23 protein-coding genes and 1 tRNA gene are annotated in these 23,197 nt (G+C 59.0%); 7 read left to right on the top strand and 17 right to left on the bottom strand.

Annotated elements, in window-relative coordinates:
- Nucleotides 1-33: 33 nt before the first annotated feature.
- The 8 genes from bfr to obgE form a co-directional block, all read right to left on the bottom strand.
- Entirely contained in the window at nt 34-519 is a 486-nt protein-coding gene (gene bfr, locus IEI95_RS27070) for a bacterioferritin (RefSeq protein ID WP_015917506.1), read from the bottom strand.
- Between the two features lie 445 nt (nt 520-964).
- Entirely contained in the window at nt 965-1,276 is a 312-nt protein-coding gene (locus IEI95_RS27065) for a (2Fe-2S)-binding protein (RefSeq protein ID WP_041698275.1), read from the bottom strand.
- Between the two features lie 121 nt (nt 1,277-1,397).
- A complete protein-coding gene (gene rlmH, locus IEI95_RS27060) occupies nt 1,398-1,880 on the bottom strand; it encodes a 23S rRNA (pseudouridine(1915)-N(3))-methyltransferase RlmH (RefSeq protein WP_156538232.1) in 483 nt (160 codons plus the stop codon).
- A 163-nt stretch (nt 1,881-2,043) separates the two neighbouring features.
- The gene (gene rsfS / locus IEI95_RS27055; protein ID WP_041697243.1) at nt 2,044-2,508 is read right to left on the bottom strand and encodes a ribosome silencing factor; all 465 of its coding nucleotides are present in this window, start codon (nt 2,506-2,508) and stop codon (nt 2,044-2,046) included.
- 35 nt (nt 2,509-2,543) lie between these two features.
- Nucleotides 2,544-3,200, bottom strand: a complete 657-nt coding sequence (locus tag IEI95_RS27050; protein WP_156538233.1) for a nicotinate-nucleotide adenylyltransferase — start codon at nt 3,198-3,200, stop codon at nt 2,544-2,546.
- Nucleotides 3,175-4,458, bottom strand: a complete 1,284-nt coding sequence (locus IEI95_RS27045) for a glutamate-5-semialdehyde dehydrogenase (RefSeq protein ID WP_194417227.1) — start codon at nt 4,456-4,458, stop codon at nt 3,175-3,177. Before IEI95_RS27045 ends, IEI95_RS27050 begins: the two co-directional genes overlap by 26 nt.
- On the bottom strand, nt 4,451-5,629 hold the full coding sequence (gene proB / locus IEI95_RS27040) for a glutamate 5-kinase (RefSeq protein ID WP_194417226.1): 1,179 nt from the start codon (nt 5,627-5,629) through the stop codon (nt 4,451-4,453). The genes IEI95_RS27045 and proB overlap by 8 nt, the downstream gene beginning before the upstream one ends.
- Nucleotides 5,626-6,726, bottom strand: coding sequence for a GTPase ObgE (gene obgE, locus IEI95_RS27035; RefSeq protein ID WP_156531725.1), 1,101 nt, complete (start codon nt 6,724-6,726; stop codon nt 5,626-5,628). The genes proB and obgE overlap by 4 nt, the downstream gene beginning before the upstream one ends.
- An 87-nt stretch (nt 6,727-6,813) precedes the next feature.
- Between obgE and IEI95_RS27030 the strand changes: the two genes are divergently transcribed.
- Nucleotides 6,814-7,674: an endonuclease/exonuclease/phosphatase family protein gene (locus IEI95_RS27030; RefSeq protein ID WP_194417225.1), complete on the top strand. Its 861-nt coding sequence runs from the start codon at nt 6,814-6,816 to the stop codon at nt 7,672-7,674.
- Between the two features lie 36 nt (nt 7,675-7,710).
- On the opposite strand, the gene IEI95_RS27025 is transcribed toward IEI95_RS27030, so the two are convergent.
- The 4 genes from IEI95_RS27025 to rplU form a co-directional block, all read right to left on the bottom strand.
- Nucleotides 7,711-8,298 carry a GNAT family N-acetyltransferase gene (locus tag IEI95_RS27025; protein WP_070166302.1) on the bottom strand — a complete coding sequence of 196 codons (588 nt, stop codon included), beginning with the start codon at nt 8,296-8,298 and terminating at the stop codon, nt 7,711-7,713.
- Nucleotides 8,298-8,930, bottom strand: a complete 633-nt coding sequence (locus IEI95_RS27020) for a GNAT family N-acetyltransferase (RefSeq protein WP_060718758.1) — start codon at nt 8,928-8,930, stop codon at nt 8,298-8,300. The genes IEI95_RS27025 and IEI95_RS27020 overlap by 1 nt, the downstream gene beginning before the upstream one ends.
- Nucleotides 8,931-9,056: 126 nt before the next feature.
- Nucleotides 9,057-9,329, bottom strand: coding sequence for a 50S ribosomal protein L27 (gene rpmA / locus IEI95_RS27015; RefSeq protein ID WP_015917517.1), 273 nt, complete (start codon nt 9,327-9,329; stop codon nt 9,057-9,059).
- A 38-nt stretch (nt 9,330-9,367) separates the two neighbouring features.
- A complete protein-coding gene (gene rplU, locus IEI95_RS27010) occupies nt 9,368-9,682 on the bottom strand; it encodes a 50S ribosomal protein L21 (protein WP_015917518.1) in 315 nt (104 codons plus the stop codon).
- Nucleotides 9,683-10,111: 429 nt separating this feature from the next.
- Here rplU and IEI95_RS27005 point away from each other — a divergent pair.
- A tRNA-Ser gene (locus IEI95_RS27005) sits at nt 10,112-10,201 on the top strand.
- Between the two features lie 4 nt (nt 10,202-10,205).
- Here IEI95_RS27005 and IEI95_RS27000 read toward each other — a convergent pair.
- A complete protein-coding gene (locus IEI95_RS27000) occupies nt 10,206-11,279 on the bottom strand; it encodes a capsular biosynthesis protein (protein ID WP_234934273.1) in 1,074 nt (357 codons plus the stop codon).
- A gap of 366 nt (nt 11,280-11,645) precedes the next feature.
- Here IEI95_RS27000 and IEI95_RS26995 point away from each other — a divergent pair, with 366 nt between their 5' ends.
- The gene (locus IEI95_RS26995; RefSeq protein ID WP_156538239.1) at nt 11,646-12,998 is read left to right on the top strand and encodes a capsular biosynthesis protein; all 1,353 of its coding nucleotides are present in this window, start codon (nt 11,646-11,648) and stop codon (nt 12,996-12,998) included.
- Between the two features lie 180 nt (nt 12,999-13,178).
- Here the strand turns inward: IEI95_RS26995 and purH are convergent, their stop codons facing one another.
- From purH to htpX, 4 genes are all read right to left on the bottom strand, one after another.
- Nucleotides 13,179-14,795, bottom strand: coding sequence for a bifunctional phosphoribosylaminoimidazolecarboxamide formyltransferase/IMP cyclohydrolase (purH, locus tag IEI95_RS26990; protein WP_156538240.1), 1,617 nt, complete (start codon nt 14,793-14,795; stop codon nt 13,179-13,181).
- Between the two features lie 152 nt (nt 14,796-14,947).
- Nucleotides 14,948-16,624 (bottom strand): heparinase II/III family protein, encoded by a 1,677-nt coding sequence (locus IEI95_RS26985; protein ID WP_234934272.1) that lies wholly within the window; start codon nt 16,622-16,624, stop codon nt 14,948-14,950.
- Nucleotides 16,625-16,738: 114 nt separating this feature from the next.
- Complete coding sequence (locus IEI95_RS26980) at nt 16,739-18,220, bottom strand: RsmB/NOP family class I SAM-dependent RNA methyltransferase (protein ID WP_156531719.1); 1,482 nt, start codon at nt 18,218-18,220, stop codon at nt 16,739-16,741.
- Nucleotides 18,211-19,239 (bottom strand): zinc metalloprotease HtpX, encoded by a 1,029-nt coding sequence (gene htpX, locus IEI95_RS26975; protein WP_194417223.1) that lies wholly within the window; start codon nt 19,237-19,239, stop codon nt 18,211-18,213. Before htpX ends, IEI95_RS26980 begins: the two co-directional genes overlap by 10 nt.
- Nucleotides 19,240-19,348: 109 nt before the next feature.
- Between htpX and IEI95_RS26970 the strand changes: the two genes are divergently transcribed.
- The 4 genes from IEI95_RS26970 to ctpA all read left to right on the top strand — a co-directional run bounded on the left by IEI95_RS26970 (nt 19,349) and on the right by ctpA (nt 23,084).
- Nucleotides 19,349-19,579: a DUF1674 domain-containing protein gene (locus IEI95_RS26970; RefSeq protein ID WP_156531717.1), complete on the top strand. Its 231-nt coding sequence runs from the start codon at nt 19,349-19,351 to the stop codon at nt 19,577-19,579.
- 194 nt (nt 19,580-19,773) lie between these two features.
- A complete protein-coding gene (locus tag IEI95_RS26965; protein ID WP_015917526.1) occupies nt 19,774-20,001 on the top strand; it encodes a hypothetical protein in 228 nt (75 codons plus the stop codon).
- 283 nt (nt 20,002-20,284) lie between these two features.
- Nucleotides 20,285-21,760 carry a murein hydrolase activator EnvC family protein gene (locus IEI95_RS26960; RefSeq protein ID WP_156531716.1) on the top strand — a complete coding sequence of 492 codons (1,476 nt, stop codon included), beginning with the start codon at nt 20,285-20,287 and terminating at the stop codon, nt 21,758-21,760.
- On the top strand, nt 21,750-23,084 hold the full coding sequence (gene ctpA, locus IEI95_RS26955; protein WP_070166261.1) for a carboxyl-terminal processing protease CtpA: 1,335 nt from the start codon (nt 21,750-21,752) through the stop codon (nt 23,082-23,084). Before IEI95_RS26960 ends, ctpA begins: the two co-directional genes overlap by 11 nt.
- Nucleotides 23,085-23,197: the final 113 nt, after the last annotated feature.

The raw sequence follows: 23,197 nt of genomic DNA, 5'->3' as shown, positions 1-23,197 counted from the left end.
CCTGCAAACCGGGCCTTTTTCATGGAGGGAATTTTATTCCGAAGCGTCGGCGGAATCAGCGTTGAGCTGGCCGTATTTTTCGGCGCCAAGCTTGGAGAACAGCTCGAGCTGGGTTTCGAGGAAGTCGATATGGCCTTCCTCATCCATCAGCAGCTGTTCGAACAGCTTCATGGTGACATAGTCACCAGCCTGATAACAGATGTCGCGGGATTCCTTGTAAGCCGTGCGGGCTTCGTATTCGCCAGCCAGGTCGGCCTCCAGAACTTCCTTGACCGTCTGGCCAATGCGCAAGGGCGCCAGCGTCTGAAGATTGGGGTGGCCTTCCAGGAAAATGATGCGCTCGACCAGCTTGTCGGCGTGCTGCATTTCCTCGATGGATTCAGCGCGCTCCTTCTTTGCAAGCTTGGTATAGCCCCAATCTTCAAGAAGACGGTAGTGCAGCCAATACTGGTTGACGGCACCCAGCTCCAGAAACAAAGCCTGGTTCAAACGTTCAATAACTTTTGCATCGCCCTTCATCGGCGGACCCCTATTTTGACAGTGACCGGCACAGAGAATTGCCGAGATCTTGAATGATCACCAGAATTATCCATGCAGCCTGATAGATTACAATCCACTGCACCTCGCTCTCGCGATTTGCACCGGTAATGTCGTGATAAAAGCAGGATTGTACCGTCAAGTCGAGCGCTATCTTAGAATGATTCCAAAAAGATTGAAGAAAGCCCGGATTCCACCGAACCGGTTATGCGTTCCGTAGAAACGCAAAACCCCGCGCGAAGCGGGGTTGAAAAGGCAAGGTTCACGCTGCAACGAGGTTAATTGGGGCAATAGCGACAGCCCCTTGCGCCATATATGGCGCATAAAGGCTCAATGTCGCTCTTCATATCTGCTCGATAATGTCTTAAATGAATTCCGATTTCAGTAGGACATTATGCAATAGGTCCGCCCCCAGATCAGACGCCCGTTAGGCTGTCCGACTGATGCGATTGCGGCGTTCGATGAGTTCGTTCTTCTGCTCTTCCTGGAAACGCTTCAAGCGCTCCATGAAATTCACCAGGTTTTCGCCATCGCTATTGCGCTGAGCGTGAAAGGCCTGGGTCGTCGAGACGATGATATCCACGACATTCGGGAAACACCCACAACAGCGACCACGCTTTTCCATGGCGTGATAGACCTTTGCAGGCACAATCAACTGCCAACAGTCCTGCTCAAGAAATTCCGTGATCGTGTCGCGGATTTCTTTCTCGGTGATGAAATTGCAACTGCACACCAGCATCGGCTTCAGCCCGTCAAACAAACATGACATCTACTCTCTCGTTTTATGGCTAAACAAGAGGCTGTCTGTCAAGAAAAAACATACCGATCACAGGGAAGTTGTTTTATGCGCATGAAATGCGTCAGGACCGATGATAGGGATGGCCGGAGAGGATAGTGACGGCACGGTAGAGCTGTTCGGCCAGCATGATGCGCACCAGCTGATGCGGCCAGGTCATTTTTCCAAGATTCAGCACCAGATCGGCCCGGTCGCGGAAATCCGGGTCAAGCCCATCGGCCCCACCGATAACGATCACCATGTCACGACGACCGCGATCCTTGTTGTCGCCGACATAGGCTGCGAATTCCTGGCTATCCCAGCTTTTGCCGCGCTCATCCAGCGCCACGACAAGAGGATTGTCCGGCAGGGATTTTTCGATCTGCACCGCCTCTTCCCGCTTGCGGGTGGCGGAATTCGAGGCTCTGCTTTCCGGCAGCTCGTTGACACGCGAAAATTCCAGACCGCTTGCCGGACCGGTTTTGGCAAAGCGGTCCAGATAGCGTGACACAAGATCTTTCTCTGGCCCGGCTTTCAACCGGCCAACGGCAACAATGCCTATCCGCATCCCATCCTCTTGAGGGTTCGATCCGCAAAACCAACACCAGCTGAACGGAAACCCGCTCGCTTTCTTGGCAGACAAGGATCATCCCGTCGAAAACACGCGACGATCATTGCCTTTATCGGGCTCGATACCATCTCCAGACCGGCAAATATACCGCCTGTGAGGGTTAGTGCAGTCGGCTTTCCTCGATATCCGGTGCGGCCCACATCTTTTCGATGTTATAGAACTCGCGGATTTCGGGGCGGAAGACATGTATGATAATGTCTCCGGCGTCGATCAGCACCCAATCGCCGGTCTCAAGGCCTTCGACGCGCGGAGCGCCAAAGCCCTCGTCCTTCAGATCGGAAACGAGATGTTCGCAGATCGCCACGACGTGACGGGACGAGCGACCGGACACGACCACCATGTAGTCGCCCAGCGCCGATTTTCCGGCAATGTCGATAGAGACGATATCTTCTGCTTTCGAGTCCTCAAGGCTTGTGAGGACCAGCTCAAGCGCGCGGGCTGCGGCATCGACGCCACGTTCCGGGCTTTGCGGGATCGCGACAGTGGCGCGGCCCTTGGTGTGTACTGTTGTCAGAGTTTGTCCTTTCCGTCGGTAACAGCACGAAAACGACTCAGAGGCACCCATTGCCAGTGAGCCAAGAATAAGGTGGCACTGAATAGTTAATCTTTCAAGACAGGCCCTGTGCGAAGCGCTGTCGAACTCAGCATAGAACGCGGTCCGTGAATGAAGGTCCAGGCGGGTGCCTGCCTGCGCCACAGCACACCAGCATCGCTTTCATCGACCCGGGCAAAATCGAAGCGCTGCGCCATTTTCGATGACAGATAAGACAGGGTCGCACCTGGCCGGTCGATCACCGCAATTGGAAAGGTCATGGCGATCTTCTGCCAATCCTGCCAATGGTGAAACGAGCGAAGATTATCCGCACCCATGATCCAGATGAAGTGCACATGCGGGTTCAACCGCTTCACATGATCCAATGTACGGGCGGTGTAGCTCGTGCCCAGTTCCGCCTCAAAGGCAGTGATCTTCAGGCGTGGGTCCTGCGCCAAGCCCTCGCAAAGCGACAGCCGGTCAGCCAGAGGTGCTAACTGGCTGTTGTTTTTCAGCGGGTTTCCGGGCGTCACCATCCACCACAGCTGATCCAGGCCCAGCCGGCGAAGGGCAATCTCCGCCACCAGCACATGGCCCTGATGCGGCGGATTGAACGATCCGCCGAACAGGCCAACCACCATGCTGCGCTCGGTATGCGGCATGCGCAGATAGTGTGCCGCGACCCCGGGATGGCTCACGTCAGGGCCGGATCTGCCCGGTGCCATGCACCCGGTATTTGAATGAGGTCAATTGCTCGACGCCAACCGGCCCGCGCGCATGCATCTTGCCGGTGGCAATGCCGATTTCCCCGCCCATGCCGAATTCGCCGCCATCGGCAAATTGGGTTGAGGCATTGTGCAACAGGATAGCCGAATCCACTTCATTGAAGAACCGCTCGACCACAGCAGGATCTTCAGCAATCACCGCTTCGGTATGGTTGGAAGAATAGCGGGCGATATGGTCGATGGCCCCACCGATGCCATCGACAACGGCAACCGAGATGATCGCATCGAGATATTCGGTACGCCAATCCTCGTCCACAGCAGCCTTCAGGCCGGGAAAGACTTTCAGCACCGTCGCCGAAGCACGGATCTCGCAACCCGCCTCGGTCAGGGCTTCGAGAAGCGGCATCAAATGGCTGCCGATGGCAGCGCTATCGACCAACAGAGTTTCCGCCGAACCACAAATGCCGGTCCGGCGCATCTTGGCATTAACGACGATGTTTTTCGCCATGTCGAGATCGGCAGAGCCATCGACATAGACGTGGCAGAGACCTTCCAGATGGGCAAAGACCGGTACCCGCGCATCCTCCTGCACTCGCGCCACCAGGCTCTTGCCGCCACGCGGCACGATCACGTCAATCGTGCCGTTCAGCCCGGTCAGCATCGCGCCAACCGCAGCGCGATCCGTAAGGGGCACCAGCTGGATGGCATGGTCCGGCAGACCGGCGGCCACAAGCCCCGCCACCAAGCAGGCGTGAATAGCGCGGGAAGAATTGACCGAGTCCGAACCGCCGCGCAGGATCACGGCATTGCCGGATTTCAGGCAAAGCGCCCCCGCATCCGCCGTCACATTCGGACGGCTTTCATAAATTACCCCGATCACACCGAGCGGCGTGCGCACCCGTTCGATCTTCAAACCGTTCGGGCGCTCCCAGGCCGCGATGACTTCACTGACCGGGTCTTTCAGCTCGGCCACCTCGCGCAGCCCCTTGGCCATCGCGGTGATCCGCTCTTCATTCAGCGTGAGCCGGTCGATGAAGGATGCCGGCTGCCCTGCCGCTTGCGCAGCCTTGAGATCGATGGCATTGGCGGCGATGATCTGGCTTTTTCCGGTCAGGATCGCCTCGCTCATGGCCATCAGCGCGGCATTCTTCTGGTCAGCCGAGGCAATGGCCAACGGTCGCGCAGCGGCCTTGGCCTTGGCGCCGATGTCCAGCATCAGCGCGTCAATACCATCCGCCTTGGCGACTATGTCAAGCATGAGCCTCATCCTTCTTCTTTGCACTCTTGCCGGTTTTCCTGCCGGTCTGTTCCGTCATCACCAGATCGTCGCGATGGATCATCGCCGAGCGTCCGGCATAGCCGAGCAGCGCCTCGATCTCCGCCGATTTATGCCCGGCAATGCGGCGCGCCTCATCGGCATCGTAACCCGCCAGGCCACGGGCAATTTCCCGCCCCTCAAGCCCAACAACCGAAATCGTGTCACCACGATGAAAGTGCCCGGATACCTCGCGCACCCCTGCGGGCAACAGGCTTTTGCCAGCCCGAAGGGCTGTTTCGGCACCCGCATCGACGCTCAGAATACCGGCGGGTTGCAATTGTCCGGCAATCCAGGTCTTGCGGGCTGTCACTGGCATGGCAGACGGCGCGAACCAGGAATGCGCCGCCCCCTCATCAATGCCGCACAGCGGATTGAGCAGCTTGCCCGACGTAATAATCATCGCGCAGCCCGCACTTGTGGCAATCTTGCCCGCGTCGATCTTGGTGCGCATGCCGCCGCGCGACAATTCCGAGGCCGCACCGCCCGCCATCGCCTCAATTTCAGGGGTGATTTCGGCAATGACAGGCAGAAGTTTCGCCTCAGGATCGAGATGCGGAGGCGCAGTATAAAGACCATCGATATCGGAGAGCAGAATCAGCAAATCGGAACCGGTCATCGTCGCCACCCGGGCGGCCAGCCGATCATTATCGCCATAGCGGATTTCGGTGGTCGCCACCGTGTCGTTTTCGTTGATGATCGGCACCGCCCCCAGCTTCAGCAACTGGCTGATCGTGGCGCGCGCATTGAGATAGCGGCGACGCTCCTCCGTATCACCCAGCGTCAGCAAGATCTGGCCAGCAACAATGGATGACCGCGACAGGCTTTCCGACCAATGCCGCGCCAGAGCAATTTGCCCGACGGCTGCTGCCGCCTGGCTTTCCTCCAGCTTCAAGGCCCCGGCTGGCAGGTTCAGCACCGTGCGGCCAAGCGCAATGGCACCAGACGACACGACCAGCACCTCGACACCTTTGGCGCGCAGGGCGGCGATATCGTCACAGACGGCATCAAGCCAGGCATGTTTCAGGCCGGCCCCCCGGTCCACCAGCAGGGCCGAGCCGATCTTGATGACGATGCGCTTATACTGCGAGAGAGAGGCAAGCGGTGCGCTCATTCCTCGCCCTCCTCACTCTCCTCTGGTCCATTTTCGTGTTGGGGCCGATCTTCCAGCTTGTGGCGATGCTTCTTCGGCCGCTGCGAAATCGTCTCGTCGTCATAGCTGCGATTTTCAACAATCACGTCGCGCAGCGCCCGCAGGACTTCGAGCATTCCCTTGCCGGTAATCGCCGAAATCATCATTGGCTTCTTGCCGCAGGCCTTTTGCAGGGCCTTGAGCTTCTTTTTCAGCTCATCTTCATCCAGCACGTCGATCTGCGACAGGGCGACGATCTCAGGCTTGTCTTCCAGCCCGCCATCATAGGCTTCCAGCTCATGGGCAACCGTAGTGTAGGCCTTGGCGACATCCTCTTCCTGGGCGGACACCAGATGCAGCAGCACCCGCGTGCGCTCGACATGGCCGAGGAAGCGGTCGCCAATGCCAACCCCTTCATGGGCACCTTCGATCAGGCCGGGAATGTCGGCCAGAATGAACTCGCGCTCATCCACGGTCGCCACGCCCAGATTGGGATGCAGCGTGGTGAAGGGATAATTGGCGATTTTCGGGCGAGCCCGCGTCACCGCCGCCAGGAAGGTGGATTTTCCGGCATTGGGCAGGCCGACCAGACCGGCATCAGCAATCAGCTTCAGCCGCAGCCAGATGGTTTTCTCCTCGCCTTCCAGACCAGGATTGGCCCAATCGGGAGCCTGGTTGGTAGCGGATTTGAAATGCGCATTGCCAAAGCCGCCATTGCCGCCCGCTGCCAGCCGGAAGCGCTGGCCCTCGGTGACCATATCAACGATCAGGGTTTCGGCATCTTCTTCGAAGATCTGGGTGCCGACAGGCACTTTCAGCGTTACATGCTCGCCATTGGCCCCGGTGCGGTTGCGCCCCATGCCATGGGTGCCGACAGTCGCCTTGAAATGCTGCTGGAACCGAAAATCGATCAGGGTGTTCAGACCATTGACGGCCTCCACCCAAACATCGCCACCGCGCCCGCCATCGCCGCCATCCGGCCCGCCGAACTCGATGAACTTCTCGCGGCGGAACGAGACGGCACCTGCGCCGCCGTCACCTGATCGAATATAGACCTTTGCCTCGTCGAGAAATTTCATGTCGCTGCCATACTTCCTGTGTCAGGATACTCATATCATATATGCGGCCATCGTTATCGCCGCTTGACGCGGAGGTCAAAGAGTATCGTGCGTTTCGTCAGTTACAATATTCAATACGGGATCGGCCTGGACGGCAAATTCGACCCCATCAGGATCGCCAAAAACCTCGAGGGTGCCGATGTCATCACCCTCCAGGAAGTCACCCGCGGTTATCCCGCCAATGGCGGTGCCGACCTGCCGGAAATTTTCGCCAACCATTTTCCCGAATACCATTGGGTTTATGGACCCGCCTGCGACCTGCACGCCTCTTCGGCGCTGATCAAAGGCCGCCGGGTCGACAAGCGCTTCCAGTTCGGCAATATGGTGCTGTCGCGCTGGCCGATCCTGGCCAACCGGATGCTGCTGTTGCCGCGCACCCGCACGTTCGAAAAGCTCAACAATCAGCGCGCCGCGACCGAAGCGGTGATCGATGCGCCCGGCGGGGCGCTCCGGGTCTATTCCGTCCATCTCGACCATGTCGCACCGGACGAACGCATCGCCCAGATCCGGTTTCTGAAGGACCGCGCCATCAACTTCATCCAGGAAGGCGGCGCAATGACCGGCGGACAGGAATTTGCCCTGCCGCAACCGCCGTTGCCGGAGGATTTCCTGCTGATGGGCGATTTCAACATGCAGCCGGAATCGCCGGAATACCGCGAGATGGTCGGAACCATCGACGCTTATTACGGTCGCACCGCCCGCGCCGACGCGCCTCTGGACGCATTGGCCCGGCTCGGCAAACTCAATGCCGAAAGTTACAGCTGGGAAGAGGTCGGCAAGCCGGATATGCGCATGCATCTCGATTACTGCTTCCTGAGCGGTTCGCTGGCCCATCGCCTGAAAGCGGCAAGCGTCGATACCGATGCGGTCGGCTCAGACCATTTTCCGGTCTGGGTGGAATTGGATTGAGGGTGGGGCGGCCCTGTCCGGCCGCCGCACCTGTCTTTAAAACGCTTTCGCTCTCTGAAACCCGTCCTGCGTCAGGCGGGTTTCAATATGCGGTGCCATGGCATTGCGCGACAGGCTGTAGAGATCGGCGCAGCGCGTCAGGGTGAAGCCCAGCTTGTCCTGGATCTTCAGGGATGCGGCATTATCGGCAAAGGCACCGGAATGCAGCACCGCCTCCGGCATGCGCCGGAAGAACCGTTCCACCGCAGCCCGGGCTGCCTCGCTCATCAGCCCCCGCCCCCAGTAGAAACGATTGAGCCAATAACCGAGATGCCAAAGCCCATGGCGCAGTTCCAGGCCGACCATGCCGATATGAACGTCATCGCCCGACGTAATAGCCAGGTGCCAATCCGGCATGACACCGGCGCTGGTGCGGTTCAGCCAGTCGCAAGCATCCTGCCGGTCATAAGGCATCGGCACCCGGCTCAACATCCGGGTGACCTGCCAGTCGTTCAGCGAGGCGGCAATGGCATCCGCATCGGAAAGCCGATGCGGACGCAGCACCAATCGTTGCGTTTCGATCACCGGGCAAGGCCCAAGCGAGGGAAGCCGCGTTTGCAGCCGGGGCTTTTCAAGCGCAGCCATCACCGCATCTCCCCCCAGCTCTTCAGTGACATCCAGGTCTTGCGATCCAGCCGGTACCATTCCACCGGCACCATGCCACGGGCAGCCAGATGGCCAACCATGCCGGAGCCCTGGAACTGGAAGCCGCATTTCTGGATGACCCGCCGTGCCGCCACATTGGTAACCCGGCAACGGGCATCGATGAAGGCGATATCGCGAGTGCGGAAGGCCATGTCGATCAAGGCATGGGCGGCTTCGGTGGCGTAGCCGTTGTTCCAATAGGGCTCACCCAGCCAATAGCCGATTTCCAGTGTCTCCAGGTCGGTATGCGGCTCAAGCGCGCAGCACCCGAGAAATTCGCCATTTTCGCCCTTCGTAATCGCATAGACGCATTTACCGATCTCGCCGAGATTGGAACGTCGCACAAAATCGGCGGCATCGGCTGCCGTGTAAGGATGTGGCATACGCGACACCATGGTCGCAACGGCGGCGTTATTGGCGAGATGGGTAAGGGCGTCAATGTCTTCTACATGCGGAGCGCGCATAACCAGCCGCTGCGATAAGAGGACGGGGCAACTTTGCCTTAACCGATCCGGCCTCAGCCGATCGTCGGGTGACCGGAATTGGTCATCCCTCAGTAATAAGCGTTCCATGGCTCAGTCTCCTTTGGAGGTAAGAAAAAAGGGAAGAGAGGTGGCGCCTCATCTTCCCTTTTGTCTGACTGAACCTGTACGCTCAGCCGGGTCGATGAGACGCCGGCTGTTGGTAAGCGACCGGCTTTATTCTGCGGCTTCCGCCGTTTTCGGCATGACGGACACGAATACGCGGCCGTTGGACTTCGTACGGTAGGTGACATTGCCGGTGGTGAGTGCAAAGATCGTATGGTCCTTGCCCATGCCGACGTTTGCGCCCGGATGCCACTGCGTGCCGCGCTGACGAACGATAATATTGCCTGGAATGACGACTTCGCCGCCGAACTTCTTCACGCCAAGGCGCTTGGACTCGGAATCGCGACCGTTGCGCGACGAACCGCCAGCTTTTTTATGTGCCATTGGAGTTCTCCTTTAAAACCTGGTTTCCCGTTGACCGATTACGCAGCGACGATGTCGGTGATGCGAACGACTGTGTGGTGCTGGCGATGGCCGCGCGACCGCTTGGAATTCTGGCGACGGCGCTTCTTGAACGCGATGACCTTCTTGCCACGGTTATGCTCGACAACTTCAGCCTTAACGGTTGCACCAGCAACAAAAGGCGCACCGATCGTCGCATCGGCACCAACGCCAACAACGAGAATTTCGGTGAATTCAACGATAGCACCAGCTTCGGCTTCCAGCTTTTCGATGGTCAGCACGTCGTTGGCGGCTACGCGGTACTGCTTACCGCCGGTCTTGATGACTGCGAACATATTTTATCCTTCCATGTTCGTTACCGGTTCTGACCGGCAAATGCCGGACGACCGTCTTTTTGTCAGTCGGAGAGCAGATCTTGAGATCTGCCGGTGGAAACCTCTCGGCAAAGCGAGAAGCGATTATAGACTTGAGAATCCACAAATAGGGATCACCCATATCTAAAGTCGCACGTCGCATACGTGAGAAGCCCCAAGCTGTCAAGGCGAAACCCCCTAAACACAAGGAGAATTCCAGACGATAAACCACCCGCGCATGAAATCACGTCACCCATTGTCTTTCCTGCAACAGGCAGGCGGCAGACCTGCGCTGCGCTCCATCAAGACGATCCAGCACATAGCGGGGAATTATGCCTTTTTCGCTCTTGCCAGCCTCCTTAATCGCCGCTATGAGACAGCCCGCGCTATACAAGCGCCGACCAGACCCGCGGAGAGGTGGCTGAGTGGTCGAAAGCACCGCACTCGAAATGCGGCATACGGGCAACCGTATCGTGGGTTCGAATCCCACCCTCTCCGCCATTTATTACCTCAATCCCACTGCCTCCAATTCCAAAAGCTCACTTTCATACCGAAAACGGCTGCGTTCGGGTGAAGGCTCGTGGGCAAGTGGTTTTGTTTCGGCCAGCAGTCTGTCGGCCATTGCCGTGGCGCCGTCGGTGATAGCCTGCTTGCCGATGAAGCCGCCGGGGAGTTGGATGGTGGCGGTCATGGCGTGGATCAGGTGATTGAGCAGGGTGGCGTCAGGCAATTCGGGTGCCTGCCAGAAGCTGGCGAGGCTTTGTTGGTGCGTGAGGCCGGGGACGTCGTAGATTGCCGGAGCAAGCGCCATGACCGGGATGGCTTGTTGCAGCGCCGTCAGGCCGACCGTGGAGTTTACCGTCACCAAGCCGCGGCTGGCCCCTATCAGGGCCGTCAGGTCACCGCCATCGATCACATCCACCTGATGGGTGATACCGCAGCGCTCCGCCATGTGGGCGATGTCTGATGACCAGTCGCGCAGGCCATTGTCGATTGGATGGGTCTTGAACAGCAATCTGCTGCCGGATGGCGCATGACGGGCAAAGGAACGGATCACGGCTTGCAGGATGCGAAACAGGTCGCCCATCGGCGCATGGCGGCGGATCTGATAGTCCCCCGGCAATTGCAGCGGAAAAAGATAGAAGTCGAACGCTCTGTCCGTCGCCAGATAGCGCTGTTGCAGGCGCATTGCTTGCGCCTTTCGCCTGCGTGCGGTCAGGCCCTTAATGATCCAGCCACTATATTCCACGACGGGATGGACAGGACCATGCGCCTTGTAATGCGGATGCAGCAGCCAGCCGAGCGCGACATTCGGGATATGATAGATCAGGTCATAAAGCGCATAAGTGAGAAAGCTGGACGGATAGGGGCTGCGCGGCTGAGGAGCCTCGACGCCCTGCGCCAACGCCACGATTGCCTGCGGATCGACTGGAAACCGCGACTGGCTGGACATGCCGAACGGCTCCACCGTCAGCCAGTCGGGCCGCAGGTAGCCATGTTCGAAAATATGGGCGCGCAGGCCAAGCCTGGTGCATAGCGCAACGGCGGCAGCGTGTTTGGGCCGGCCATCGCCCAGCATCAGCACATCGGTAATGCCGTGGCGCAGAATGAGCCGTTCAAGAAAGCTGGGCCAGGCATCATCCCGGCCACGAAAAAAATCAAAAGGCCATTTTTGCCAAAAAAGGACATCACCTGAACAAAAATTGACCTTACGCACGGCTACGCCGCGCGTTTCCAATGCTCTTGCGAGCGCTGGGAGAAACGGCGAGGCCGGGCCTTGGAGAAACAGAAATGTGCGTCGCTTTGTCACTCGATATAAACGATTCTCTAACGAATCCCTGCCTTCTGTGGTGTTTAAGTCATACGACAAATTTATAACATGGCCTATAAGGGCCGTTGAATTGAAAAACTTGCGTGGAAATTGAGACGAGGGGTCGCGTCCGCAATGACATCAGTTGAGCCGACAAAGGCTGTATTGTTCCTTCAGGGGCCTCCCTCCATTCTCTGGACGGAATTTGCAAGAGCTTTTGAACGAGCGGGTGTAAAAACACACCATGTGAATTTTACGCTGGGCGATTTTCTGTTCTGGCGCAAACGTGGCGCCAAAAATTACCGCGGTTCCTTTTCCAAATGGCCAACCTATCTGCGGCGGCTGATTGCCGAAAAGGGCATTACCGATATCGTCTATTATGCGGACCGCCTGCCCTATCACGCCAAAGCGGCTGAAATCGGCGCTGAAATCGGGGTGCGCTGTCATGCGGTTGAATGGGGCTATCTGCGGCCGGACTGGCTGACCTTCGAGCGTGATGGCATGGGCCGCTTCTCGCATTTTCCCAATGATCCGAAGGCTATTCGCGCCATTGCCGCCAAGGTGGAAGAACCGGATATCGCGGTCAAATATCCGCATACGTTCGGCCAGGAAGCCTTCAACGAGGTGATCTATAACCTGCTGAATTTCTTCGGCAGGCCCTTCTATCCACTCTATAACGCCGACAAATATTATTCCGCTCTGGTGGACTATCTTCCTTGGCTGCTGAAAGCGGGCGTCAAGCCTGCTCGCCTGCCGGAGGGATTTCTGGAGGACGGCCAGTCGCCCTTCTATCTCGTCGCCCTGCAATTGCAGAGCGATTACCAGATCCGTGCCAATTCCCCCTACCGGCATCTGCGCGACATGATGCGGCAGGTAATCGCCTCCTTCGTCAAGAATGCGCCAGCGGGTAGCAAGCTGCTGTTTAAGCAGCATCCGCTCGACAACGGTCTGGAGCGTTGGCACAAGGTGCTTCGTCATATCGCCCGCGAGTTCAAGATCGAGGACCGCGTCGTTTTTATCGAGGAAGGCGACCTGCATGATATTCTGGAAAAGACGGCGGGCGTTGTCATCGTCAATTCCACCGTTGGCCTTCATAGCCTGCGCGCCCAAAAGCCAACCATCGTGCTAGGCTGCGCGGTGTTTGACGTGCCGGGGCTGACCCATCAGGGCCGGCTGGATGATTTCTGGAAGCGGCCTGAGCCGGTCGATCCTGAGTTGATGCGCGATCTCGTCAAGGCCATGGCCGCGACCATTCAGATCAAGGGCGACTTCTTCAACAAGGCAGGCCGTCAGGCGGCCATTGGCGCCATGGTGCAGCGGGTTATCGAGGGAACGGTCAACATGCCCGACGCCTTCATCGATCCGCCACCGCGGCTTACCTCGCCCAAGGGTATCCTGACGGTTCTGGGAAGACCCGTCGAACTCGATTGGGAAGAAGACGCGGCGGTGCCTGATATGACCTATGCGCGGTCCGGCCCAATCCGCTGAATTCGCCAGTCAGGACTTCATAAAAAAGGGCGCGGAGTGAAAAACTCCGCGCCCTTTTTTGACGGCTGGAGCATGTCGCGCAAAAGTGTCCAGCGGTTTTGCGGTAACGACATGCGTAAAAACAAAAACTTAAAGCGTGTTGCTTGAGGCTGATAAGCCGCAACACGCTTTAACAGCCAATCAATGCCGAAAATGGCGCACGCCGGTAAAGACCATGGCGACGTTGTGCTCGTCGGCAGCGGCAATCACCTCGGCATCACGCATGGAACCGCCCGGCTGAATCACCGCCGTCGCACCGGCGGCGATTGCGGCCAGCAATCCATCGGCAAAGGGATAGAAGGCTTCGGAGGCGACGGCAGAGCCACGGGTCAGCGGCTCGGCCAATCCCATGGCCTTGGCAGCATCTTCGGCTTTCATCGCGGCGATCCGGGCGGAATCCACCCGGCTCATCTGGCCTGCGCCAATGCCGACAGCCTGGCCGTCCTTGGCATAGATGACAGCGTTGGATTTCACATGCTTGGCGATCTTGAAGGCCAGCTTCATGTCTTCCAGCTCGGCTGCGGTCGGCGCGCGCTTGGTGACGACCTTCAGGTCCAGATCTTCCACCACCAGATTGTCGCGGCTTTGCACCAGCAGGCCACCCGATACCGTTTTGGCGGTCAGGCCAGGCGCGCGTGGATCGGCCAGACCGCCGGTGGTCAACAGTCGCAGATTGGCCTTGCGGGCAATGATAGCCTTTGCCTCTTCCGTGACGTCAGGGGCGATGATCACCTCGGTAAACAGCTTGACGATTTCTTCAGCGGTTTCCGCATCCAGGGTCTGGTTCAGCGCGATAATACCGCCGAAAGCCGAAACGCTGTCGCAGGCCAGCGCCCGGCGATAGGCATCGGCCAGCGTCTTGCCGACCGCGACACCGCATGGATTGGCGTGTTTGATGATGGCGCAGGCCGGGCCGTTTTCGGGCAGGAATTCCGACACCAGTTCGAAGGCGGCATCGGTATCGTTGATATTGTTGTAGGAAAGCTGCTTGCCCTGCAAAAGCGTGGCTGTTGCGACGCCGGGACGCTGATCGCCATTGACGTAGAAGCCTGCCGTCTGGTGCGGGTTTTCGCCATAGCGCATTTCCTCGCGCAGGCTGCCGCCGATCACCCGGTTGTGCGGCGTCTTGATGGCAAGCGCCTGAGCAAACCAGTTGGAAATCGTTGCGTCATAAGCGGCGGTGCGGGCATAGGCGCGGGCGGCAAATTGCTGGCGCAGCGCATAAGGCGTGTGACAATCATCAGCTTTCAGGGCTTCCAGAAGCTGGGCGTAATCAGCGGGGTCAGTCACCACGGTGACATAGGCGTGGTTCTTGGCAGAGGCGCGGATCATCGCCGGGCCACCGATATCGATATTTTCAACCGTGGTCGGATAGTCGCCGCCCGCCGCCAGAACGGCCTCGAACGGGTAAAGATTGATCACGGCGAGATCGATGGCCTCGATTTTGTGCGCCTGCATGGCCTTCACATGGTCTTCATCATCACGGATGGCAAGAAGGCCGCCATGCACGGAAGGGTGCAGGGTCTTGACCCGGCCATCCATGATTTCCGGAAAGCCTGTCACTTCGGAGACGTCAGTGGCGGGCAGACCTGCCTCGATCAGCGCCTTGTAGGTGCCGCCGGTTGATAGCAGCCGCACACCCATATCATTCAAGGCCCGGGCAAGATCGACAATGCCGCTCTTGTCGAACACCGACAGCAGGGCGGTGCGAACCTGCACTCTGTCCGGAACAGGGATTTTCTTCGAGACAACAGCCATGGCCTTCACTCCGAAAGAGCAATTCCTGGATGGACTTCAAAAGCATCCCAGAGGTGGAATTGCGTGAACAAAAATAGCCGATCCAGCCCGCAGACCGGCGGCAAGCATGATGCCTGCCCGCCTAGCACAGCATATTGCCAGAGGAAACAGCCTTATCCCTGCTTTGAAAAAAACCACCAGATTTCCGGCGTTTCCAGGACAAGCTCGATCTGCTCGGAAGCCTGAATGCCGGAAAGGCCCGCGAAAAACACGTCCTCGGCAATCACAGGATAGCCGGTGGGAGAGGAAAACACCCAGGTCTCACTACCGCCATTGGCGGTCAGCCGGATGTTATGGTCATCCTCCTGGGTGAGGCGCACCGAGGGGTGAATGTGAAAACGGATGATGACCCCGCCATTCGGCATATCGGCCAGCGGCTGGCCCTTGTCCGAGAGCAACCGGTCATGGCCCACCAGCTTTGTGCCGGCCGCATTAAGGCGCAGATCCCGCTCGTGAAGAACGCCGAAACCCTGGAGATAGCCGTCATGGCGGGCTGTCAGATGATCACTGCCATCGTCACCGGCCCTGCGCATCACCTCCACGGAAGAGACGCCGCCGACAATGACCGGTCCCAGAAACCGCGAGGTCGAAATCCGGCAGGAGGATTGATCGGCGATGACAAGGGTCGAATGGGCCGCCGTTGCCCGCGCCATCTGCCGGTATCGCTCCCCGGCAAACCGCGGCGTGCCGGAATTGACCACCAACCGATGGCGCCCACAGGACAGCTCGAAAGACAGGCAACCCGCATGGGCGCTACGGCTGATATCGCCTTGCGCAGGCACGCCGGTATCGACCAGAACGACGGCACCGCCCGCCGCCAGCCGTTGGTAATGGCTGTGCGGCAAGGCCCGGAAAGGCTGGCCACCGCTCTCGTCATAGCGCAGCACCGACATCAGATCATTGGCAAGTGTCGCCGTGGCGCCATTAAACAGCGCCAGATCGCCATTGCTGTGACGGAAAAACCTTATGGCGGGAAACATCCGGTCGATGGTGGAGATCAGCTTGATCGGCACGTCATGACCGAGATTGACATAGGTTTGCCGCAGCGGCAGCAAATCAAACAGAATATCGAGCGCTGCCTGCGGATTGCGGGAGATATGCCCGCCATCGGCCAGCACCTGCCGCTCCAGTTCCAGGTCGAGGAAATGGGCCGCCTTGCGGATCTGGCGCGCCGAGGCCGACATGGCAATCGAGGCCATGGCCAGAGCGATACGCAGTCTCAGCCGGTCCACTCCGTCAGGGGCAAGGTCAGCGATCAGTCCGGCATAGGCAACTTGACGGCTGAGGCTTTTCAGGAAACGCCGGTAAAACCCGCTCTCGCAATCCTGAAGCACAACCGGCGAATGGGACAGCCAGGCAATGATCCTCTGACCCAGTATCCCAGCCTCCCAGCCGATCCCGACCCGCTTGCCGTTCAGCTTGATCCAGCTATCGACAATGGCGCGGGCATGGGCCGATGCTTCCGGCGTCTTGTTGGCGCGGATATGCCGAAGCCAGGAAAAGGAATGCAGCTTGGCGGCAAACACCTGCGACGGCAGTTCCAGGGTGAAGGGCGAGGCGCGTCCGCATTCCAGCAAGCGTCCTGCGAGCGGAAAGCGTCCTTCGAAAATCTCTGTCGCCACATGGGAATCCACCACCCGCAGATCGGTCGGCGCTACCAGCAGGCGCACCTGCCGACGATGCAGCCGCGAAAAAGCAGCGCGCACAGGCAACCAGCCGCGCCGCTTCCATCGCCGCCAGCTTTCGCGGACGTAGAGCACCGGCAAACTCTGGCCCTGTCTCTGTGGCATTCGACATTCCGTTGCGCGCAATCCCGCTTTGGCCTTGCGCGATAAAAATAGGGGGCTGATAAACCGAAATCGAAGGATGTCAGTTTATCAGCCGCCAATTGTGTAAAGATTTATTTAAACCCGGCGTAAACGGCAGGCATAAAAGCCATCCAACCCGCCCGCATGGCTATCGCCGCCCGGTAACATTGCCAGCCCCGGTAACATAGCAGGTGTGGTGCGAAATTCGCCAAGCGGCGTGATCGCGTCTTCCAGCCCCGGCCAGTCGGCGACCTGCATAGGAACCCGCTCCAGATCCTGATGATCGGCCAGAACCCGGGCCACGACATCCTCACCTTCCTGCGGATCAAGCGAGCAATTGGAAAACACGATGGAGCCGCCGGGTGCCAGCAGCGTCACGGCGTGGCGCAGCAACCGTTCCTGCACACCCGCCAGCTTGACGATATCCTGCGGCCCCTTGGTATAAAACACATCGGGGTGCCGGCGCGTCGTGCCGGTGGAAGAACAGGGGGCGTCCAGCAACACAGCATCAAAGCCCGGACGGTCGTCGCCCAGATTGAACTCCATCAGGTCACGGTGAACCAGTTCTGCTGAAAACCCCAGCCGTTGCAGGTTGCCATCCAGCCGCTTCAACCGGTTGGCCGATTGCTCGACCGCCGTCACCACCGCGCCTGCTGCTGCCAATTGCGCCGTCTTGCCTCCGGGCGCGGCACAGAGGTCCACGGCCCGCTTGCCTTCAAGGGACCCGAACATCCGCACGGGAAGGGCAGCCGCCGCGTCCTGAACCCACCAGGCGCCCTCCTCAAAACCGGGAAGCGCTGAAACCGCACCGGCAAAGCTTGCCAGCCGGATGCTACCGGTCGGCAAAACTACGCCATTGAGCTTTTCGGCCCAAAGTGCAGGGTCGGCCTTGACGGTCAGGTCGATGGCAGCCGGGGTCAATTGGGCCTGCGCGATCCGCCGCGCTTCCTCCTCCCCATAGACTGCGATCAACCGTTCGAAGAACCAGTCGGGCATGCAGATGACATCTTCGACATCCGCCAAGAGTGCCTGTTTTTCACGGCCCAGCCTGCGCAAAACGGCATTGACCAGCTTGGCGAACCGGCGGCTGCGCGGATCGCGATTGGCCTGCTCGACGGCAAGATCGACGGCGGAATGATCGGGGACATCAAGGTAGACCATTTGCGCGGCGGCAACGATCAGCGAATGATAAAGCGCACGCGCCCCCTCCGGCAAAGGCGCATCCAGCAACCGGGCCAGCATAGCCTCTATGCGGGGCAGAAAGCGTAAGGAGGTGTTGAGAATGGCGCGCACCAGACCACGATCAGCCTCCGACAGGGCGGCATAGGCCGGATTGCCATGGTCGCCATCCATCATGCCATCCAGCGAGGTCTTGCGGTCGATCACCGCCGCCAGAAGACGGCTCGCGGCCATGCGCGCTTCCAGACCGGGCTTGTCGTCATGCGCTGGTCTGCGCGGTTTATCGGACTTGTGCCTGGATTGGCCATCCTGTTTGCCAGGGGTCCCAAGGCTGGACTCCCGATGGCCGGAGGATGATTTATCGGTTGGAGATTTGCCGCGTCTTTCGTTCAATTCCATGGTCCCTTCGGGGCGTCATTGTCCTTGCCGCGTCGTCCGATTTTGGGAACGGAGCGCGTGCTTGCGCCTCCCTTAACACCCCAGGGATCATCCGTCGATCTTTCCGCACTGCTGCCCCAAGGGCCTGAAGCCGCAGGCTTGCTGTGCTGCGGGCGATAGACGTTTGCCTGACGCGCACCCATCTCCTGCGCCAAAGCTTGCAGCGCCGCGATCCGGTTGCCGGTATCGGGATGGGTGGAAAACAGGCTGTCCATCTTCTGGCCCGACAAGGGATTGATGATGAACATATGAGCTGTGGCCGGATTGCGCTCGGCCTGATAATTGGGCTGGTGAGCGCCAGCGATTTTTGCCAGTGCCGAAGCCAACCATAGCGGATTGCCGCAGATTTCCGCGCCACGCCGGTCAGCGGCATATTCGCGGGTTCGGCTGATGGCCATCTGCACCAGCATGGCGGCAAAGGGCGCGACAATCATCGCTACGAGCGGACCAATAATGCCACCGCCATTGCCGTTTTCGTCGCGGCGACCGCCGAAGAAGAAGGCAAAATTGCCCAGCATCGAAATCGCCCCGGCAAGGGTCGCGGTGATCGTCATGGTCAAGGTGTCGCGGTGCTCGACATGGGCAAGCTCATGGGCCATCACGCCCGCCACTTCTTCCGGCGTCAAGGCCTGCAACAGGCCGGTCGAGGCGGCAACGGCAGCGTTTTGCGGATTGCGGCCCGTGGCAAAGGCATTGGGCTGCGGATTGTCGAAAATATAGACCTTGGGCATCGGCAGACCCGCATTTTGGGTGAGACCACGGACGATCTCATAAAATTCCGGCGCATTGCGCGGATCGACTTCCTGGGCGTGATAGGCCGACAGCACCATGCGGTCGGAATTCCAGTAGGAAAACAGGTTCATCGCACCGGCCACCACCAGCGCGATCATCATCCCGCCCTTGCCGCCGATCAGGAAGCCGACGCCCATGAACAGGGCGGTCATGAAAGCCAGAAGCATGGCGGTGCGCATGATATTCATCGGGTCCTCCAAAAGGGTCCGGCGGCGGAGAGGGTTTTCCAGCTCGCTGCAATGTCCTACATATGTAAAGACCATCGATCATTTTCAATTGCTACAGGATGGATGCCGAATGGACGAGCACCAGAACGACCGACAAGATTCCGGCACCGCAAACAGTGACGGCACCGAAGCCGCACCGAAAACGCTGTCGCCTGCCGCAGTCCGTGCGCTGGCCGAAGCCGAGGAGCGTCGTAAGGCCGAGCAGGCCCAAAAACCGGCGCCGGAAGTCGGTGGACGCGGCGGCGCGGACCCGGCCCGGTTTGGTGATTGGGAAATCAACGGCCGCGCCATCGATTTCTAGTGGTCCGATTCCGACATTTGATCCTCGAGGGTGCAGCAAGGGGGAATCAAATGTCAAATTCATTCCACGAGTGCGTTTGCTCCAGGCGTGCGATCCTGCCACCACTCACATCTTTGTGAAACAATTATTTCATGAAACATTTTGCCATAGTCTGCGTTTATCGAGCGGAACTTAGGAAGTGTCAGAGGTAGACTATGAAGAAAATTGTTCTTGCTACGGCGTTTGCATTGACGACGATTATCGCCAATATCGTCCCTGCTCAGGCGCAATCGCCGAGAATGCCCCCACCGGACGATGATCGTCGTGGTCCGCCTCACCATATGCAGCGCCCGCCGCCACCGCCGCCGCATTGCAAGGTTCGCAAAGTCGTGCGCTGGCACCATGGCGAAAAAATCGTCAAGAGAGTTCGCGTCTGCCGTTAATGGTATGACGCACACCAATGCTCTATAATTGCCGCAATCAACAGTGATTGTTCAAGCTGAGGCCCGCACGTGGACATCACGTGTGGGCCACTTCTTTATTGAGAAGTCTACACTTTTCTCTGCTGTACTTTTCGCTTCGGTGCAAATCGGTTAGCTTGTCGTAATCGTCTGGGTTTAGCGACGTCTATCGGGAAAAGCTGAAACAGATTTCCTCGTCCGGAGATAAAGCCCGGATAGACCGCAAAGAGCCAGGCAAAGAGACAGAGGCACGATCAAGACAGCGATGATATCCCACTCCTTCGCACGCAGGCGTCTAGCCACTCGAACACTGTCGTGCGGGGCAATCGCGTTTATTTGTGCGACAACTCTTTCCTCCGCCATGGCCCAGCAATTGCCAGCCCCGGACAATGCAGTCTCGACGCAGCCGTCCATCAATCCAACAAGCCCCAACGATATTGGGCCCCAGGCAGGTCCCGAAGCTTCGAGCCAGACGAGCCCCGACGATCCCGCCGGCGCTTTGCGGGCCAAGCGTGAGGACGTTTCCCGTCAGTTGCAGGATCTGTCCCAATCCATGCAGCTTTCCTCGGAAAAGTCCGAGGAGCTACGCAAGAGCATTGATGCGCTGGACAAAAGCAGCACCAGCCTGCGCCAGGCGCTGATCGATTCTGCCGCACGCCGCAAGGATCTGGAGCAAAAGATCGCCGATGGCGAAAAGAAGCTGGCGGACTACGGTGTCCGGCAAGACGTCATCCACAAATCCTTCCGGGCGCGCCGCGCCGTGCTGGCCGAGGTGCTGGGCGCTCTGGAGCGCATGGGCCGCAATCCGCCGCCAGCTCTGCTGGTCACGCCGGAAGATGCCTTGGGGGCGGTGCGCACCGCCATTCTGCTTGGCGCTGTGGTGCCTGGGATGCGCAAGGAAACCGAAAAGCTTGCCGATGACTTGCAGGAACTGACCAACCTGCGCAAGGCCAGCATCGATGAGCGCGAAAAAACGGTTGCCAGCCTGAAAAGCCGCCAGGAAGAAGAATCCCGCATGGACATGCTTCTGGGGGAAAACGCCCGCCTGAGCCAGCAAAACAACGCCCAACTACAGGAAGAACTGGCACGCTCGCAGGAGCTTGCACAGAAATCCTCATCGCTCCAGGGCCTGATCGGCAGCCTGGAAAACGAGATCGCCTCTGTGCGCCAAGCCACCGACCAGGCAAAGCTGGAAGAGGAAAAGCGCCGTCAGATGACCGATGTCCAACGGGAGCACGCGCGCCTTGAGGCCCAGAGCACGCCGCCCGATAAAAACCGCATTGCCCCGGCATTTTCCTTTGAAGAGTTGAAGGCGAAGCTGGAACTTCCGGCTGTGGGCGATGTATTGCGGCAATTCGGCGATCCCGACGGCACCGGTCACGAGGCCAAAGGGATTGTTCTTGCCACAGCGCCCGCAGCCGTGGTGATTGCCCCCGCCGACGGCACGGTGGTGTATGCGGGACAGTTCCGCAGTTACGGGAAAATGGCCATCCTCAACACAGGCAACGGATATCACATAGTTTTGTCCGGCATGGACCGTGTCAACGTGCATGCAGGTCAATTCGTGCTGTCCGGCGAGCCGATTGGTGCTATGGGTGAAAAGAGAGTCGTCAGCGCAGCTGCTTTCGCGCTGGAAACAGATCGCCCAACCCTTTACATAGAATTCAGAAAAGACGGTAACTCGGTTGATTCCCGACCATGGTGGGCGAAGGACGCCGGAAAGGTTCGCAATGATACGTAGGGCTTCTATAATGCTGGTTGGCGCGCTGATGGGCGCGACGGCGATGAGCGTTGTTTATTCGGCTGGCGTTCCTGCCGAGGCGGCAGGCAATTCCACTTACAAGGAACTGGCGATTTTTGGAGACGTGTTCGAGCGTGTCCGCGCTCAGTATGTCACGCCTCCCGACGAGAAAAAGCTGGTCGAAGCCGCCATCAATGGCATGTTGAGCTCTCTCGATCCCCATTCCAGCTACATGAACGCCCAGGAAGCGGCGGACATGCAGACCCAGACCAAGGGTGAATTCGGTGGCATCGGCATCGAAGTGACGATGGAAAACGACCTGGTCAAGGTCATTACACCCATCGACGACACACCCGGCGCCAAGGCCGGCATTCTGGCGGGCGACATGATCTCCGAGATCAATGGCACCCCCGTGCGCGGCATGCAGCTCAATGACGCCGTTGAAAAGATGCGTGGCGCGGTCAATACCCCGATCAAGCTGACCATTTTGCGCAAGGGAGCCGACAAGCCGATCGAGCTCAGCGTCATGCGCGAAATCATCCCGATCCGCGCTGTCAAGTCTCGCGTCGATGGCGATGTCGGTTATGTCAGGGTGATCTCCTTCACCGAAAAGACCTATGACGACCTAGAAGCCGCGATCAACAAGATCAAGAAGGAAGTGCCAGCCGACAAGCTGAAGGGCTTCGTTCTCGACCTGCGCCTCAATCCGGGCGGTCTGCTCGATCAGGCGATTTACGTCTCCGACGCCTTCCTGCAGAAGGGCGAAATCGTCTCCACCCGCTCGCGCGATCCGGAAGACACCCGCCGCTTCAATGCCACCGCTGGCGATCTGACCGATGGCAAGCCGTTGATCGTGCTGGTCAATGGTGGTTCGGCCTCGGCATCTGAAATCGTCGCTGGCGCGCTTCAGGATCTGAAGCGGGCAACAGTGGTCGGCACCCGCAGCTTCGGCAAGGGTTCCGTGCAGACCATCATCCCGATGGGCGACAAGGGCGCGCTGCGCTTGACGACGGCGCTCTATTACACGCCATCAGGCAAGTCGATCCAGGGGACTGGCATCCATCCTGATATCAAGGTGGAAGAGCCGCTGCCCGCCGATCTGCAGGGCAAGCTGCGCACCGAGGGCGAATCCTCGCTGCCGGGCCATATCCAGGGCCAGAGCGAAACGGAAGAAGGCTCCGGCTCGGTTGCCTATGTGCCGCCGGACCCGAAGGATGACGTGCAGCTCAACTACGCACTCGACCTGCTGCGCGGTGCCAAGACAGACCCGTCCTTCCCGCCGGACCCAAGCAAGGCCGTGCTGGAAAGCGCCAAGAAGAAGTAAGGATCGGTTGACGGTCCTCGAAATGCCGGCCTCGGGGCCGGCATTTTTCGTTTACAGCGCCCTTCCCCTTGCACGCAGGCAAAGCTTGAACCGTATGGAAGGGAAAGGCATGG

The sequence above is a fragment of the Agrobacterium vitis genome, assembly GCF_014926405.1.
Classification (GTDB): domain Bacteria; phylum Pseudomonadota; class Alphaproteobacteria; order Rhizobiales; family Rhizobiaceae; genus Allorhizobium; species Allorhizobium vitis_H.
This window is presented reverse-complemented; position numbering and strand designations above follow the sequence as displayed.

Excerpts from the sequence above, each read along its gene's own strand:
- obgE (WP_156531725.1), bottom strand. The coding sequence starts at position 6,726 with ATGAAATTTCTCGACGAGGCAAAGGTCTATATTCGATCAGGTGACGGC.
- IEI95_RS27065 (WP_041698275.1), bottom strand. The coding sequence starts at position 1,276 with ATGCTGGTGTGCAGTTGCAATTTCATCACCGAGAAAGAAATCCGCGAC.
- rpmA (WP_015917517.1), bottom strand. The coding sequence starts at position 9,329 with ATGGCACATAAAAAAGCTGGCGGTTCGTCGCGCAACGGTCGCGATTCC.
- IEI95_RS27000 (WP_234934273.1), bottom strand. The coding sequence starts at position 11,279 with ATGCTGGGCGATGGCCGGCCCAAACACGCTGCCGCCGTTGCGCTATGC.
- IEI95_RS26965 (WP_015917526.1), top strand. The coding sequence starts at position 19,774 with ATGAAGAAAATTGTTCTTGCTACGGCGTTTGCATTGACGACGATTATC.
- rlmH (WP_156538232.1), bottom strand. The coding sequence starts at position 1,880 with ATGCGGATAGGCATTGTTGCCGTTGGCCGGTTGAAAGCCGGGCCAGAG.
- purH (WP_156538240.1), bottom strand. The coding sequence starts at position 14,795 with ATGGCTGTTGTCTCGAAGAAAATCCCTGTTCCGGACAGAGTGCAGGTT.
- IEI95_RS27020 (WP_060718758.1), bottom strand. The coding sequence starts at position 8,930 with ATGGAACGCTTATTACTGAGGGATGACCAATTCCGGTCACCCGACGAT.
- bfr (WP_015917506.1), bottom strand. The coding sequence starts at position 519 with ATGAAGGGCGATGCAAAAGTTATTGAACGTTTGAACCAGGCTTTGTTT.
- rsfS (WP_041697243.1), bottom strand. The coding sequence starts at position 2,508 with ATGGGTGCCTCTGAGTCGTTTTCGTGCTGTTACCGACGGAAAGGACAA.
- IEI95_RS27045 (WP_194417227.1), bottom strand. The coding sequence starts at position 4,458 with ATGCTTGACATAGTCGCCAAGGCGGATGGTATTGACGCGCTGATGCTG.
- IEI95_RS26985 (WP_234934272.1), bottom strand. The coding sequence starts at position 16,624 with ATGCCACAGAGACAGGGCCAGAGTTTGCCGGTGCTCTACGTCCGCGAA.
- IEI95_RS27050 (WP_156538233.1), bottom strand. The coding sequence starts at position 3,200 with ATGGCACCGGGCAGATCCGGCCCTGACGTGAGCCATCCCGGGGTCGCG.
- proB (WP_194417226.1), bottom strand. The coding sequence starts at position 5,629 with ATGAGCGCACCGCTTGCCTCTCTCTCGCAGTATAAGCGCATCGTCATC.
- IEI95_RS27025 (WP_070166302.1), bottom strand. The coding sequence starts at position 8,298 with ATGGCTGCGCTTGAAAAGCCCCGGCTGCAAACGCGGCTTCCCTCGCTT.
- IEI95_RS26980 (WP_156531719.1), bottom strand. The coding sequence starts at position 18,220 with ATGGAATTGAACGAAAGACGCGGCAAATCTCCAACCGATAAATCATCC.
- IEI95_RS26970 (WP_156531717.1), top strand. The coding sequence starts at position 19,349 with ATGGACGAGCACCAGAACGACCGACAAGATTCCGGCACCGCAAACAGT.
- htpX (WP_194417223.1), bottom strand. The coding sequence starts at position 19,239 with ATGAATATCATGCGCACCGCCATGCTTCTGGCTTTCATGACCGCCCTG.
- rplU (WP_015917518.1), bottom strand. The coding sequence starts at position 9,682 with ATGTTCGCAGTCATCAAGACCGGCGGTAAGCAGTACCGCGTAGCCGCC.
- IEI95_RS26995 (WP_156538239.1), top strand. The coding sequence starts at position 11,646 with ATGACATCAGTTGAGCCGACAAAGGCTGTATTGTTCCTTCAGGGGCCT.
- IEI95_RS26960 (WP_156531716.1), top strand. The coding sequence starts at position 20,285 with ATGATATCCCACTCCTTCGCACGCAGGCGTCTAGCCACTCGAACACTG.
- ctpA (WP_070166261.1), top strand. The coding sequence starts at position 21,750 with ATGATACGTAGGGCTTCTATAATGCTGGTTGGCGCGCTGATGGGCGCG.